We start from the raw sequence: 14,622 nt of genomic DNA on the forward strand, positions 1-14,622 counted from the left end.
TAGGCTTATACATAACCGCGGGGTACTGGTTCACTGCCTCTACATCTTTTGCCAACCCTGCCGTTACCCTTGCCCGTAGCTTGACCAATACATTTTCTGGGATAGCACCGATTAACGCTCCAGGGTTTATTATTGCCCAGGTAATTGGCGCCATAGCAGCCACATACTGTTTCCTGTGGCTATTAAAAGAAAAAAGTGTGAGCGACTAAAATCACAAGTCTAAAAAGGGATCAAAAAGCCCTATAGCTGAGGACCATCTTTCCACCCCACTACCCCACTTGCCAGCATGTCATCAACTTCTGATGGCTCAAAGCCCCACGAAACCAGCCCCTCACGGGTATCCTCACCAACTGCCGGCGGAGCCCCCTTAACAGAACCAGGAGTTCTATTAAAACGCGGAGCCGGATTTGGTTGTGCCACGCCTTCCACCTCCACAAAGGTCCCTCTCGCCTTATTATGAGGGTGGTGAGGTGCCTCGTTAAATGTGAGAACCGGGGCAAAACAAACATCAGTGCCCTCCATAATCTCGCACCACTCTTGCCGCGTCTTAGTTCTGAATACTTGTGCAAATCGCGCGCTCATTTCTGGCCACGAAGATTTATCTAACTGATCAGGGAGATTAGCATCACCCTTTAGCCCTGTCTTTTCCAACAGCAAATCGTAAAACTTTGCCTCAATAGATGCAACGGATACAAATTTACGATCTTTAGTTTCGTAACATCGGTAAAACGGCGCCCCACCGTCCAANATATTNTCTTGCCTATCGTGAGAATAATCACCAACAGCGGCCATACCATACATTGCCAAAGCCAAGTATGCGGAGCCCTCGGTCATAGCTATATCCACCACCTGGCCGGCTCCAGAATTCCTAGCCTCGTATACACCCGCCATAATTCCAAGCGCCATGGACATAGCTCCACCACCCATGTCAGCGACAACATTAAGAGGTGGAGTCGGAATCTCTTTGGATCCGATGGCATGTACAATTCCCGTGAGAGAAAGATAATTCAAGTCGTGCCCCGCTGCGTGAGCTAACGGCCCGGTTTGACCCCATCCAGTCATACGAGCATAGATCAGCCTCGGGTTCCGCCCGAAGCACTCATCAGGTCCCAGTCCAAGTTTTTCGGTAGTACCTGGACGAAAAGGGTCCACCAATACATCTGCACCCTCAATTAGACGNAGAGCCGTTTCCACGCCCAGCCCTTGCTTAAGGTCAATCGACACAGAATGTCTGCCACGCCTTAACAAATCTGTCCTACGATCCCGCGGGACACCAAGCTGGGCATCCCTATTACGATCAACCCGAATGATGGTAGCCCCAAGGTCACTAAGCAAGCTGCAACACAAAGGCGCTGGTCCTATCCCTGCAAGCTCAACAATCTTGAGACCCACTAACGGCCCACCCCCTTGTTCCTCAACTTTCATATGGCACCCCCATTCTAAACGACGCTACAAAACGGCCCAGCCAAGACTAAGTCAGATCCGTATGCATTGTTCCTTACCGAACCCACAGGTGGTAGATATAGACAGCGTAGAGCATAAAGAGCCCAGCGCCCATGGGTCGCGTAATAGCGCGACCAATCAACATAAGGCCACAGAATACAATTGTCGCACCCCCCATCACCCACAAATCAATTTCTATGATTTCCCAGGCAACCGGAACAACACCAATTAAAGAAGTTATGCCCACAACCCCAAACAAATTAAATATATTACTGCCAACAATATTGCCCACAGCCACANTCATGTACCCTCTGAAGGCGGCAATAAGAGATGTAGCTAACTCAGGTAGTGAGGTTCCAATAGCAACAACGCTAAGCCCTATAACCGCTTCAGATANCCCCATCTTTCGTGCGACAGACACTGAACCATCTACCAAGAAATGAGCACCCAACAAAAGAAGTNCCATTCCACCAACCATNAAAATTATTGGAAGGNTTGAACTCTCAGAAAACTTCTTTAATACACCTAGGTTATCAGACTGGTCGATTCTCTCTATGGCACCTGCCTCCTCCCTTCNGAATGACCAATTCAGATAAGCGAATAGGAGNGCCATCATTACTAAGCCGTGATACCAGACAAATGTCCCGCCCAAAGAGAAACACCCAAATATAAAAGTAAAACCCAGTAAAATAGAGGATTGAGGACGGGGGCCAAACGACGTACCTGAGATTGGCATTATTAAAGCTGAAAGCCCAATAACTAAAAGTATATTGGCAATATTTGAGCCTATAGCATTTCCCATGACAATATCGGCATGGCCTGCGAGAAGAGCCTGAATGCTAACTATTAGCTCGGGAGCCGATGTACCAAAGGCTACCAACGTCAGGCCGATGATAAACGGCCTTATGCCTAACCTCCGCGCAGTTCGTATTCCACCACGAAGCAGAAGTTCGCCACCGAACAGCAAGGTAGCAAAACCGAAAATTATTAAAAAGCAATCTAAAAGCAAAACAACAAGGTCCTACCTAGCTACACTCCCTACTGCCTATCAGAGAGAGCTTTTTTGATTTCGCCTATAGCTTTAGCCGGATTCAATCCTTTGGGACACGCATTGGTACAGTTCATTATAGTATGACAACGATATAGGCGAAACGGATCTTCCAGCTCATCAAGCCGTTCGCCCGTTGCCTCNTCCCGGCTATCTTTGATCCAACGNTGGGCTTGCAGTAAAGCGGCCGGACCCAAATACTTGTCACCATTCCACCAATAGCTAGGACAACTAGTTGAACAACTGAAGCACAAAATACACTCATACAACCCATCTAGCTGCTTTCTATCTTCCTGGGACTGAACCCGTTCTCTGTCCGGAGAGGGGCTTTCCGTCTGGAGCCACGGCTTCACAGAAGCATATTGCGCATACAAGTGACTTAGATCTGGGACAAGATCCTTAATGACGGGAGTATGAGGCAACGGAAATATTTTCACCTCACCCTTCACGTCACTTACGAACTTAGTGCATGCCAATGTATTGGTCCCGTCAATATTCATCGCACAACTGCCACAGACACCCTCCCGGCAACTACGTCGAAACGTCAACGTTGAATCAATTTCATTTTTTATCTTTATCAAGACATCTAACAACATCGGACCACAATTCTCCATGTCAACTTCATAGACATCGGTTCGTGGATTTTTATTTTCGTCAGGATTCCAGCGATATACCCGGAAACGTCGCACGTTGCTTGATCCCCTTTTAACTGGGAAAAATATGCCCTCTTGTACTTTGGAATTTTTTGGAAGGCTTAATTCAACCATCTGATAATATCCTCTGCTCCAAAAATCTATACTGGTAAATCTCAATAAACCCGAGGTTTTGGGGGGATAACATCCACCTCATTTGAGAGCGTTCGCATATGGACCGGCCGGTAATTTATCCGTGTTTCCCCGCTCTCGTTGCACCAAATGGCACTATGTTTCATCCAGTTATCATCATCACGGTCGGGGAAATCTTCCCGAGCATGGGCACCACGACTTTCCTCACGATGCAGCGCACTACGCATATTGCAGACTGCCTGGAATAATAGATTGTCAAATTCCAACGTTTCAACTAAGTCTGAATTCCAAATCAAAGACTTATCGGAAACATTAATATCTGCACGCTGCTCCCAAAGAGCCGATAGCTTTCTATCCCCTTCCTCTAACGATTCACGAGTTCTGAATACTGCACAATGGTCTTGCATTATTCTCTGCATCTCCAATCTGAGGACAGCTGTTGACGTTCCCCCATCTGCATTGCGGTAACGATCTAGACGATCTAAGGACAAATCATCAGCCGATTTGGGCAGGGGTCGATGACTCCCGCCTGGGGTTATCAGCTCAGCAGCCCGATTGGCCGCCGATCTGCCAAAGACTACCAAATCAAGCAAAGAATTGGACCCTAGCCGATTGGCACCATGAACTGATACGCACGCCGCCTCTCCGATAGCACTTAACCCGCTGACTACCGCGTCTGGTTCTCCATCTCTAATAGTAACCACCTCACCCCTATAATTTGTGGGCACTCCCCCCATATTGTAGTGGCAAGTTGGNAAAACGGGGATAGGGCTTTTATTCACGTCAACCCCTGCAAAAATACGAGCGGTCTCAGAAATACCTGGCAACCGTTCCGCTATTAACCCGGGGTCTAAATGTTCTAAATGTAGTTCAATATAGTCACCGCTTTCCCCAACACCCCGGCCCTCTCGGATTTCGACAGTCATGGAACGGCTAACTACGTCTCGAGAGGCAAGATCTTTGGCGCTCGGAGCATAACGCTCCATAAACCGCTCCCCTTCTGAATTAGTAAGATAACCGCCTTCCCCTCGCACCCCCTCTGTAATGAGACAGCCTGCACCATAGATACCAGTTGGATGAAATTGGACAAACTCCATATCCTGACAAGGCAAACCTGCCCGCAGGGCCATAGCATTGCCATCGCCCGTACAGGTATGGGCAGATGTACAGGAGAAATACGTTCGCCCGTATCCACCTGTAGCCAGCACCACAAGCTGCCCCCGAAACCGATGAAGCGTGCCATCTTCAAGACACAAAGCGATCACACCACAACAATTGCCTTCATCGTCCATAAGAAGGTCAATAGCAAAATACTCTATGAAAAATTCGGCCTTATGTTTCAAAGATTGCTGGTACAAAGCGTGAAGGATAGCGTGCCCTGTGCGATCAGCAGNAGCACAAGTCCTTTGCGCCAGGCCATCTCCATAATTAGTGGTCATCCCACCAAATGCCCTTTGATATATTTTCCCTTCGGGCGTTCGGGAAAACGGCACACCATATTGCTCTAACTCAATAATAGATGGAATGGCCTCCCGGCACATATATTCAATTGCATCCTGATCACCAAGCCAATCAGATCCCTTCACTGTGTCATACATGTGCCAGCGCCAGTCGTCCTCCCCCATATTGCCAAGAGCTGCCGATATCCCACCCTGTGCTGCAACAGTATGACTACGCGTCGGAAAAACCTTAGTTATACAAGCTGTTTTTAGACCCTTCTCAGCCATTCCAAATGTTGCTCTAAGGCCAGCGCCGCCGGCGCCTACCACAATCACGTCGTATTTATGTTCCTCTAATGGATAGGCTTTACCAACTCTCATAGGGATATCCGTAATACCGCTGTGACCGAAACTACAGTGAGAATAAGGGCAGCAAAAACATTCCCTATCAAACAAAGGGACCTTACTTGTCTGGAATGAACATAGTCTTCAATTATAATCTGTAAACCAAGCTTCAAATGAAAAAATAATGCGGGAATGGTCAGTAATAATAGGGTGGTCACAGCTGGTTTGGCCACCCACTCGATGATTGTCTCATACTCAGCATTTGCTAACAATGAGATAGACACAGCCAACCAAATGCACAAGGGAACNAGAGCGATAGCCGTAAGCCTCTGCATTTTCCAATGGTGCACGCCGCCCTTAGCTGATCCGAGCCCCTTTATGGACTTCAAAGAAACCGACCTGGTCATGTCCTAGCGCCCAAAAAGAAAATCCAAACCCAAAGGCCTCCAGTCAACACAGCGGAACAAATCAATACACCCCATCCTGAAATGAGGGCANTTTTTAATTCATACCCATAACCTGCATCCCAAAAGAGGTGTCTAATTCCGTTACACAAGTGATAAAACAAGGAGAATGTCCAAACCAGAAGAATAAATCTTCCAAAAATAGACCCTGCCCACATATGAAACATAGAATATTGGACAGGCCCAGCAGCAAGCGAGACGAGCCAACACGTCAAGAACAATGCCCCAACCCCCAGGAACAAACCGGTAAAACGATGGGAAATCGACATCACCGAGTTCAGTTGAGGTCTATAGACTTGAAGGTATGGAGACAAAGGTCGATCCGGTTGACCCATCCGCTAGTTCCCTGAAAAAGTACATCTAAGTCCAGTATACATATATGCTCTATTGCCGGTGCAGAAAAGGGATGATCCTGGATTATTGGTCAATTAAAGTAGATAACCTACCCTACCTAGACCCTCTTGGAAAAGCCTCACTGATACAACTTCTGTATTTTGCAACACAGGAACTCTACATATGAATATTTTGAGCATCCAGTCGCATGTTTCCCGAGGCCATGTGGGCAACTCTACCGCAGTATTTTGCTTCCAACTTTTTGGCTTTGACGTGTGGTCTGTTCCAACAACACTCTTTAGCAACCATCCAGGGCACGCAAGCTTTCGAGGCGAACACCTAAGTACAAAAAGCGTACAAGAGCTTCTTTTCGGACTGTCTGAGCTGGGTACATTTAATCAGTGTGATGCCGTGATAAGTGGTTACTTTGCAAACCCTGACATCGCTCCTCTAATTTCGGATGCGGTCGGCCAAGTTAAATCAAACAACCCAGCTGCGATCTACCTATGTGACCCCGTAATGGGCAATCATGAAAAGGGCCTTTACGTCCCCGGAGAAGTGCCAAAAGCTATCTCGACTCATTTACTCCCAATTGCAGACATTTTGACCCCCAACCATTTTGAGCTGGAACTGCTCTGTGGAGAATCACTTAGCACGAAGGAGATCTCCATTTCNGCCCTTCGGGAACTCACCCTTAATNGGCACACTATTGGACTATGTAGTTCAAGTCCAGGCGCNTCTACAAAAACCATAGGTACTTTTTGCCACTATATTGGGGATACTTGGGAGATAGAAACTCCAAAGTTAGCTACCTCAGTCAATGGCCGAGGCGACTGCCTCTCAGCAGTATTTTTGGCGAATTATTTGTCTGGAAAAAATTGCCAAGATAGCCTCTCGTCATGTGTATCAACAGTGTATAGCCTGCTAAACTTGGCAAAGACCGACGCGCGTGACCTACCATTGGTAGCTGGCCAACACCTGGTCCTTCGACCAACAACAACCTTCACAGCTGAACTCGTGGGCACAAATGGCTACAAATAATCTTCGATCAACGCTTCCGCAATTTGAACCGAATTAAGAGCAGCCCCTTTCCGTAAATTATCGGAAACAACCCANAGGTTCAGACCATAATCAAGGGTGGGGTCTTCCCTAACACGGCTTACATATACGGCGCCTTCACCGGCAGCCTCGATAGGGGTGACATATTCCTCACTCCCCGGATCATCTATGACAACTACCCCATCAGCATTCTCCAGAGCGCTGCGAGCCTCCTCCATAGTTATTGGTCCATCAAATTCGATGTTAACCGCCTCAGCATGCCCCACAAAAACAGGAACTCTTACGCAAGTAGCGCTAACCATTATGGAAGGATCCAAGATTTTTTGGGTTTCCTGCACCATTTTCAGTTCTTCCTTAGTTGAACCGTCAGGTTGAAACACGTCTATATGCGGAATTACATTGAAAGCAATCTCCCGTGTAAAGTTTGAAGGGCTTACCCTCTCATTGAAGAACACCTTGCGGGTTTGATCAAATAGCTCATCCATCGCCTGACGGCCCGCTCCCGATACAGACTGATAGGTAGAGACCACNACTCTCCGGATAGGAGCCAAGTCATGCAACGGCTTCAAGGCCATCACCATCTGAATAGTTGAGCAATTGGGATTGGCTATAATATTCTGATTCCGGAAATCAGCCAAAGCTTCTCGATTAACTTCAGGCACAATCAATGGTATCGCCGGATCCATTCTAAAGTGAGAAGTATTATCCACAACAATACAGCCCGAAGCTGCTGCTAGCGGCGCATATTCAGCGGACACCTGGCCGCCTGGTGAAAACAATCCAATATCAACATCCGAAAAATCGAAGGCTTCCAAGGATTGAACCTTAAGTATATCGGTGTCTCCCAAAGAAACTTCCTTCCCAATGGAACTCTGCGACGCAACCGCAAATACCTCATCAACCGGGAATTCTCTTTCGACCAAAATATTTAAAATCTCGCGCCCAACATTCCCTGTGGCACCCACCACGGCAACCCGATATCCCATAACCCTTCTCCTACTACAACCAATACCAAAAAATTGCCGGTATCTGCAGTCAAGCCAGACCAACCTAATCAAGTTCAGCAGCTAAGAGTAGACAAGGGCCCTTCCAGCGATACCCTTCTATCTAAAAGTATTACGCCGCTAATTTATCTAGCTCGGATACGAGCGCTTCACCCATAGCGCTAGTAGATACCCGCTGCATACCGTCTTGCATTACATCATCCGTCCGAAGGCCTCGGTCTAAAACTTTATTGACCGCAGTCTCTATAAGGTCTGCATCCTCACTCAAATCAAATGAGTAACGGAGGGCCATAGCGAATGACAAAAGCATGGCAATTGGGTTGGCCTTGCCCTCACCAGCGATATCTGGGGCACTGCCGTGAACTGGCTCATACAAGGCCAACCGCCGCCCAGTTTCGTCTGCAGCGCCCAAAGANGCAGAAGGGAGCATGCCTAGCGAACCTGTCAACATGGCCGCAATATCGGACAACATATCCCCAAAAAGGTTAGAGGTAACCACTACATCAAATTGTTTGGGATATCGGACAAGTTGCATCGCTGCGTTATCAGCCAGCATATGACGAAGAGGCACCGAAGAAAACTCTCTTTCTTGCAGGGCCTGCATATCCTCACGCCACATCTGCCCACTCTCCATCACATTTGACTTTTCAACCGAGTGCACAAACCCTTTGCGTTTCTGAGCAAGTTCAAAACCGACGCGCCCAACTCTCTCTACCTCCGAAGTTGTATAAATTTCAGTATTAACGCCTTTCCTCTGACCGTCCCCCAAATCCTCAACGCCCCTTGGTTCGCCAAAATAAACCCCACCGGTTAGTTCCCTGAGGATCATTATATCAAGCCCCCGCACTAGTTCGGGCTTCAAGCTAGAAGAGTCTATCAAAGCATCAAAAACTACGGCCGGTCTTAAATTAGCAAAAAGCTCCATATCTTTCCGCAACCGAAGAAGGCCCCGCTCCGGTTTTAAGGAAAAGTCCAACTTTTCCCATTTTGGNCCCCCCACTGCACCAAACAACACAGCATCTGACCCCATCGCTTGTTCCATTGTATCATCAGTTAATGGCGTACCATGTTTGTCATAAGAACAACCACCTACTAGGCCCTCTTTTATATCAAACCCGACCGCCCTCCTTCTATCAAGCCAGTCAATTACCCGTCGGACCTCACCCATGACTTCTGGCCCTATTCCATCNCCTGGAAGCACTAACAAATTTTTGTTCTTAGCCATTGATTATCCNCCTCTGCNCATGACTAAAGCCAAGGCCTTGCATTAGAGCGCCCCTCTTCATAGGAATCGATCTTGTCAATCTTTTCCATAGTCAGGCCGATATCGTCCAACCCGTTTACTAAACAATGCTTCCGGAATTGATCTATTTCAAATTCAAACGATACGCCTCTAGCCGACGTCACTGTTTGACTAATTAGATCAACGGAAAATACTGCATTGGCTCCATCTTCAGCGGAATTCAAAAGTTGCTCGACCTCTTCCTCCNGGAGGGTGATTGGCAAAATNCCATTCTTAAANCAATTATTGTAAAATATATCTGCGAAACTTGGAGCTATAACACATTGGATTCCAAAATCCATTAATGCCCACGGGGCGTGTTCTCTGCTAGATCCGCAACCAAAGTTTCGGCCTGCAATTAGTATGCTCGCATTGCGATAAGCGGGTTTATTCAAAACAAAGTCCTTAATCTCATTCCCAGACATATCAAACCGCAAATCGTTAAACAAAAATTTTCCCAGCCCCGTTCTCTTTATAGTTTTCAAGAATTGTTTTGGAATGATACGGTCTGTATCCAAATTGATCATTCGCAAAGGCGCCGCGACCCCGTCTAAGCTAGTAAATGACTTCATAGTCTCTGAGACCCTCCAAAATACCCGGCACTAGCCCATTTTAATTTTAGGAGCCAGTGCATTTACCTATATAAAATCTCGCACGTCAGAAAGGTGCCCACTAATCGCAGAAGCAGCAGCCATGCCAGGGCTCATTAAGTGTGTTCTGCCGGCTCGCCCTTGGCGCCCTTCAAAATTTCTATTCGAAGTAGAAGCGCACCTCTCCCCAGGTTCCAACCGATCCGCATTCATTGCCAAACACATTGAGCAACCGGGATCTCGCCATTCAAACCCTGCACTTAAAAAAACTTTATCGAGACCTTCACTTTCTGCCATCTCCTTGACAAGGCCCGACCCAGGAACAACCATGGCTCCAACCCCGTCGGCGACCCGTCGATCTCCGATCACAGCAGCCGCCTCCCGCAAATCCTCGATCCGTGCATTTGTACAAGAACCGATAAATACCCGCTGAATTGGGACTTCTGTCAACAAAACATTTGGCTCGAGGCCCATATACTCCAGCGCCCTTTCTATCGAGGATCGCCTTCCCGGATCACTTTCCCTATTTGGGTCTGGAACTCTCCCTGTAATAGGTAGGGTGTCCTGAGGACTAGTACCCCAAGTAACATGGGGCACCAACTCCGAAGCGTTGAGGGTAACCTCCTGGTCGAAAGAAGCACCCTTATCAGTAGGCAACTTTTTCCAATCTGCCACAGCCTGCTCCCAGGAAGCACCTTTTGGCACCATGGGTCGACCTTGCAAGTAATCAAATGTACTACCATCTGGCGCTATCAAACCTGCCCTTGCCCCAGCCTCAATCGACATATTACAGATTGTCATACGGCCCTCCATACCAAGCGCTTCGATTGCTGGACCGCAATATTCAATCACATGGCCGGTAGCACCAGCTGTCCCTATCTTTCCTATAATAGACAGAATTACGTCCTTCGCTGTTACACCCAAACCAACAGCGCCTTCTACGAAAATTTTCATATTCTTTGGACGTTTCTGAATTAAAGTCTGGGTTGCCAGCACATGTTCTACCTCACTAGTCCCTATCCCAAATGCCAAGGCCCCAAAAGCACCATGAGTGGACGTGTGGCTGTCACCACAAACTATGGTTGACCCAGGCAAAGTAAAACCCTGCTCGGGGCCTATTATATGCACAATACCTTGACGGACATCAGTAAGCGGAAAGTACGGCACTCCAAACTCTGCCACGTTCTCCTCCAATGTTTCGACTTGGATCCTCGAGGTCTCATCCAAAATGCCCGCCGATCGTTCTTTGGTCGGTATATTGTGATCAGCTACAGCCAACGTGCCCTTTGGTTTCCTCAGTTTCCTGCCAGCAACCCTTAGCCCCTCAAAAGCCTGTGGGCTAGTTACTTCATGCACTAGGTGACGATCTATGTAAATCAGACAGGTACCATCATCCTGCTCGTCGACCACATGCGAATCCCAAATCTTATCAAACAGAGTGCGCGGCACGTTCATAGGTGTTAGTCCTGTCGCTCAATCAGAGCGACTTAGGAACCCCCGTCAGTTTTATTAGCTTCCCCGGCCTGCGATCCGTTATCGACCCGCCGCTCCACTCGCTTTTCTGAAATACGTGCGGATTTTCCAGTACGGCCACGCAGGTAATATAGTTTAGCTCTACGCACATCTCCCCGCCTGAGTAGCTCGATACTTTGTATCAAAGGAGAATAGAGTTGGAAAATACGCTCCACGCCCTCCCCATTGCTTATCTTCCGCACCGTGAAGGCAGTATGCAAACCGCGATTTGACCGCGCAATACAGACTCCTTCAAATGCCTGAAGTCGCTCTCTAGTGCCTTCCACTACCCGCACTTGGACACGAACCGTGTCGCCGGCCGCGAAAAGGGGGAAGTCCCTCTCAGCAGTCAACTTTTCAATTTGTTCCTGTTCTAACTCACCGATCACGTTCATCACTTTATCCTCATCGATTTAGTCGCTCTCGCCTTCCAATCTACCAACCTGGGTTTTGTCACCTAAACCCATCGACTTGTACCGCTTCCACATATCGGGCCGCCGCTCCTTCGTAACAACCTCGGCCTGTTGACGACGCCAAGAATCAATTTTTTTATGGTCACCCGAAGTAAGAATCTCCGGCACCTCTAATCCCTCCCAGATGCGGGGCCGTGTATAATGGGGGTATTCCAACAATTCCCTCTCAAAACTCTCTGTCACAAGACCTTCATCATTACCCATTACACCCGGCAACAAGCGCACACAAGCATCTATCAGAGCCAACGCAGCGGGCTCCCCAGAAGATAATACAATATCGCCCAAGCTAATTTCTTCCAGATCCCTTGCTTCTATTACTCTTTGATCAATACCCTCGAATCGGCCACACAACAGGACCATACCTGATCCCGACACGAACCGCCTAATATCCTTTTGCGAGACCGGCAAGCCTCTGGGGGTCAGACACACCCTCGCTACACTGGCCCCATCCGCTCCACTACAATCATCCAAAATACTGTCAAGTGCCCTGGCAACCACATCACTCCTAAGCACCATACCTGCCCCACCTCCATACGGGGCCCCGTCCACAGACCCGTGTTTATCGCCTGCAAAGGTCCTGATGTCTACTGTTTTCAGTGTCCACAAGCCCTTAGCCATTGCCGACCCACTTAAGCCAACCCCGAGGGCCCCCGGAAACATTCCAGGAAACAGTGTTAGCAGGTGGGTGGTCCAACTTGAGGCCCCAGACACTATTCACCCTCGTGAAATTGGGAGGCAGTTCTCGATATCACTACGCGAGAGGCAGCCATATCCACAGCCACCACCGTCTCTGAGCTAAAAGACAGCAATAATTCCTCTCCGCCGTCACGCTCAATTTCCAATATACCTCCCGCGCCAAAGTCATGGACGTCTTGAACTATCCCAACAGGCTCNCCGTGGNCNGTCATCACGTTCAANCCNANCAAGTCAGCNCAATAGTATTCGTCCGGCCCCAGCGACGGCAAATCNGATCGCATAACNTAGAGGCTCTTCCCAACCCACTCCTCNGCTTGGGTCCTTTCGGAGACACCCTTAATTTNNGCAATTAGGTGGGNTTTTTGTTCGGCAACAACAGAAAGGGAAATCTGTNCCCCGNTCTCATCCTGGAACTGNGGAAAATCAGCNATCGTTCCCATCNTCTCCGTGAATGGCTTAATCTTCACCAAGCCTCTCAACCCGTGNGGCACCGTTATTTTTCCTACACAGACCCGGCGCAAAACCTCTGACATAATCAATATTCCATTAATCAGGCAGTGGCGCCTCGCCTAAGACTGCTCTTTATCAGACGCGGGCTCCGAGGCTGTTGGCTCTTCGGTGGCATCTTCCTTATCCGATGAGCCCTCTGCAGGCTCCTCGCCGCTCTGGACATCTGTTTCAACTGGGGCTTCAGTGGCATCAGGCTCGACATTTGTCTCTGAACTTCCCTCAGCCTCTTTCTCTTCCGAGGCCTTCGCTAGTTCATCCAAACGTTCTTGCGCCTTGGCCTTCGGTTTGGCTTTTTGGGGATTATTGCCTTGAGTTACCTCAACCAAATTTTCTGCCCCAAGAAACTTCGCAACCCTACCAGAGGGGGTTGCTCCCTTTTCAAGCCAATATTTTATACGTTCAATCTTTAACTTTACCCGATCAGGATTATCCCGGGACAACAACGGATGATAGGTCCCCACACGTTCCAAGAACCGACCATCGCGAGGACTACGGGAATCCGCCACTATAACCCGGTAGTGAGGCCTCTTTTTTGCTCCCGCCCTGCTCAAGCGGATTCTTACTGCCATATCTAATAAACTCCTTTAATCTTCCACACGACCCACATTTGGTCTTTCGCTTTTCTTTCAAGGGTTGTTGCCACAACGTTCATCGCGCAACATAGAGCTATTGCGGAGGAAATCCTGAAGGCATTAAACCCTTTAGATTGTTAGGGATCAAACCCTTTTTCCCCATCTTCTTCGCCCGCTTCAGCATGGATTGCATATCCTTATATTGCTTTAGCAAGCGGTTAACATCTTGAATAGTTGTCCCCGACCCAGCTGCGATACGACGTTTTCGGGAACTGTTCAAGACCTTCGCGTTCCGTCGCTCCGCCAAGGTCATTGAACGAATTATAGCTTCTTGCCGAATTAACTGGTCAGAGTTAATCGCACCTTTTTTGAGCTCTTTCTTAACCTTACCTACACCGGGAAGCATGGACAACAACCCGTCCATACCGCCCATCTTCCTTATCTGTGAGATTTGCGTCGCAAAATCTTCTAGATCAAAGGCCCCCTTCTGCACCTTAGCCGCCAGTGCGTTAGCCTCATCCTCGTCAAAAGTTTCCTGGGCTTTCTCCACAAGAGAAACAACGTCTCCCATACCCAAAATACGTGAAGCTATGCGCCCTGGATGGAATTCTTCTAATGCCTCGAGCCCTTCCCCAACGCCCATGAATTTGATAGGACACCCCGTAACAGCCCTAGCGCTCAGGGCGGCACCTCCTCGCCCATCGCCATCAACCCTGGTTAGGATCAACCCAGTCAGATCAACCTGCTGCTGAAAGCCAGAAGCCATGTTCACAGCATCCTGGCCAATCAGTGAATCCGCAACCAACAAGGTCTCAGATGGTTGGGTCACCCGATGCAAATCCGACAACTCCGTCATAAGTACTTCGTTGACGTGTTGCCTCCCAGCCGTATCTAGCAAAACAACGTCGTACCCACCTAGCTTGCCAGCCTGCATAGCTCGCTCTGCTATAGCCACCGGTTGTTGGCCAGCTACTATCGGCAATGTATAAACACTCGCCTGTTGCCCCAATACAGCGAGTTGCTCTTGTGCAGCGGGACGATAGACGTCAAGTGATGCTAACAAAGTT

General features: G+C 48.5%; 17 protein-coding genes. 2 read left to right on the forward strand and 15 right to left on the reverse strand.

Annotation, left to right across the window (positions count from 1 at the left end):
* Window positions 1-11: 11 nt before the first annotated feature.
* The gene (locus CMM32_02115) at window positions 12-209 is read left to right on the forward strand and encodes a hypothetical protein (protein MBT05700.1); all 198 of its coding nucleotides are present in this window, start codon (window positions 12-14) and stop codon (window positions 207-209) included.
* A 31-nt stretch (window positions 210-240) separates the two neighbouring features.
* On the opposite strand, the gene CMM32_02120 is transcribed toward CMM32_02115, so the two are convergent.
* From CMM32_02120 to sdhC, 6 genes are all read right to left on the reverse strand, one after another.
* Entirely contained in the window at window positions 241-1,425 is a 1,185-nt protein-coding gene (locus tag CMM32_02120) for a carnitine dehydratase (GenBank protein MBT05701.1), read from the reverse strand.
* A 73-nt stretch (window positions 1,426-1,498) separates the two neighbouring features.
* Complete coding sequence (locus CMM32_02125; protein MBT05702.1) at window positions 1,499-2,452, reverse strand: sodium:calcium antiporter; 954 nt, start codon at window positions 2,450-2,452, stop codon at window positions 1,499-1,501.
* Between the two features lie 29 nt (window positions 2,453-2,481).
* The gene (locus CMM32_02130; GenBank protein MBT05703.1) at window positions 2,482-3,258 is read right to left on the reverse strand and encodes a succinate dehydrogenase iron-sulfur subunit; all 777 of its coding nucleotides are present in this window, start codon (window positions 3,256-3,258) and stop codon (window positions 2,482-2,484) included.
* A gap of 41 nt (window positions 3,259-3,299) precedes the next feature.
* Window positions 3,300-5,096, reverse strand: coding sequence for a succinate dehydrogenase flavoprotein subunit (locus CMM32_02135; GenBank protein ID MBT05704.1), 1,797 nt, complete (start codon window positions 5,094-5,096; stop codon window positions 3,300-3,302).
* Complete coding sequence (gene sdhD, locus CMM32_02140; protein ID MBT05705.1) at window positions 5,093-5,467, reverse strand: succinate dehydrogenase, hydrophobic membrane anchor protein; 375 nt, start codon at window positions 5,465-5,467, stop codon at window positions 5,093-5,095. The genes CMM32_02135 and sdhD overlap by 4 nt, the downstream gene beginning before the upstream one ends.
* Complete coding sequence (gene sdhC, locus CMM32_02145; GenBank protein ID MBT05706.1) at window positions 5,464-5,859, reverse strand: succinate dehydrogenase, cytochrome b556 subunit; 396 nt, start codon at window positions 5,857-5,859, stop codon at window positions 5,464-5,466. The genes sdhD and sdhC overlap by 4 nt, the downstream gene beginning before the upstream one ends.
* A gap of 181 nt (window positions 5,860-6,040) precedes the next feature.
* Between sdhC and CMM32_02150 the strand changes: the two genes are divergently transcribed.
* Complete coding sequence (locus tag CMM32_02150; GenBank protein MBT05707.1) at window positions 6,041-6,898, forward strand: pyridoxal kinase; 858 nt, start codon at window positions 6,041-6,043, stop codon at window positions 6,896-6,898.
* Here the strand turns inward: CMM32_02150 and CMM32_02155 are convergent.
* The 9 genes from CMM32_02155 to CMM32_02195 form a co-directional block, all read right to left on the reverse strand.
* Complete coding sequence (locus tag CMM32_02155) at window positions 6,889-7,902, reverse strand: aspartate-semialdehyde dehydrogenase (protein ID MBT05708.1); 1,014 nt, start codon at window positions 7,900-7,902, stop codon at window positions 6,889-6,891. The two genes, CMM32_02150 and CMM32_02155, sit on opposite strands and share 10 nt — an antisense overlap.
* A 130-nt stretch (window positions 7,903-8,032) precedes the next feature.
* The gene (gene leuB / locus CMM32_02160) at window positions 8,033-9,145 is read right to left on the reverse strand and encodes a 3-isopropylmalate dehydrogenase (protein MBT05709.1); all 1,113 of its coding nucleotides are present in this window, start codon (window positions 9,143-9,145) and stop codon (window positions 8,033-8,035) included.
* 23 nt (window positions 9,146-9,168) lie between these two features.
* Window positions 9,169-9,774: a 3-isopropylmalate dehydratase small subunit gene (leuD, locus tag CMM32_02165; GenBank protein ID MBT05710.1), complete on the reverse strand. Its 606-nt coding sequence runs from the start codon at window positions 9,772-9,774 to the stop codon at window positions 9,169-9,171.
* A gap of 66 nt (window positions 9,775-9,840) precedes the next feature.
* Window positions 9,841-11,247: a 3-isopropylmalate dehydratase large subunit gene (gene leuC, locus CMM32_02170; protein ID MBT05711.1), complete on the reverse strand. Its 1,407-nt coding sequence runs from the start codon at window positions 11,245-11,247 to the stop codon at window positions 9,841-9,843.
* A gap of 32 nt (window positions 11,248-11,279) precedes the next feature.
* Entirely contained in the window at window positions 11,280-11,699 is a 420-nt protein-coding gene (locus tag CMM32_02175; protein ID MBT05712.1) for a 50S ribosomal protein L19, read from the reverse strand.
* Window positions 11,700-11,717: 18 nt separating this feature from the next.
* On the reverse strand, window positions 11,718-12,488 hold the full coding sequence (locus CMM32_02180; GenBank protein ID MBT05713.1) for a tRNA (guanosine(37)-N1)-methyltransferase TrmD: 771 nt from the start codon (window positions 12,486-12,488) through the stop codon (window positions 11,718-11,720).
* A complete protein-coding gene (gene rimM, locus CMM32_02185; GenBank protein ID MBT05714.1) occupies window positions 12,488-13,006 on the reverse strand; it encodes a 16S rRNA processing protein RimM in 519 nt (172 codons plus the stop codon). The genes CMM32_02180 and rimM overlap by 1 nt, the downstream gene beginning before the upstream one ends.
* 36 nt (window positions 13,007-13,042) lie before the next feature.
* The gene (locus tag CMM32_02190) at window positions 13,043-13,552 is read right to left on the reverse strand and encodes a 30S ribosomal protein S16 (protein ID MBT05715.1); all 510 of its coding nucleotides are present in this window, start codon (window positions 13,550-13,552) and stop codon (window positions 13,043-13,045) included.
* 97 nt (window positions 13,553-13,649) lie between these two features.
* On the reverse strand, window positions 13,650-14,622 hold a 973-nt coding region (locus CMM32_02195; protein ID MBT05716.1), incomplete at its 5' end, for a signal recognition particle protein.

Source organism: Rhodospirillaceae bacterium (genome assembly GCA_002728255.1).
In the GTDB taxonomy this organism is placed as follows: Bacteria; Pseudomonadota; Alphaproteobacteria; order UBA7887; family UBA7887.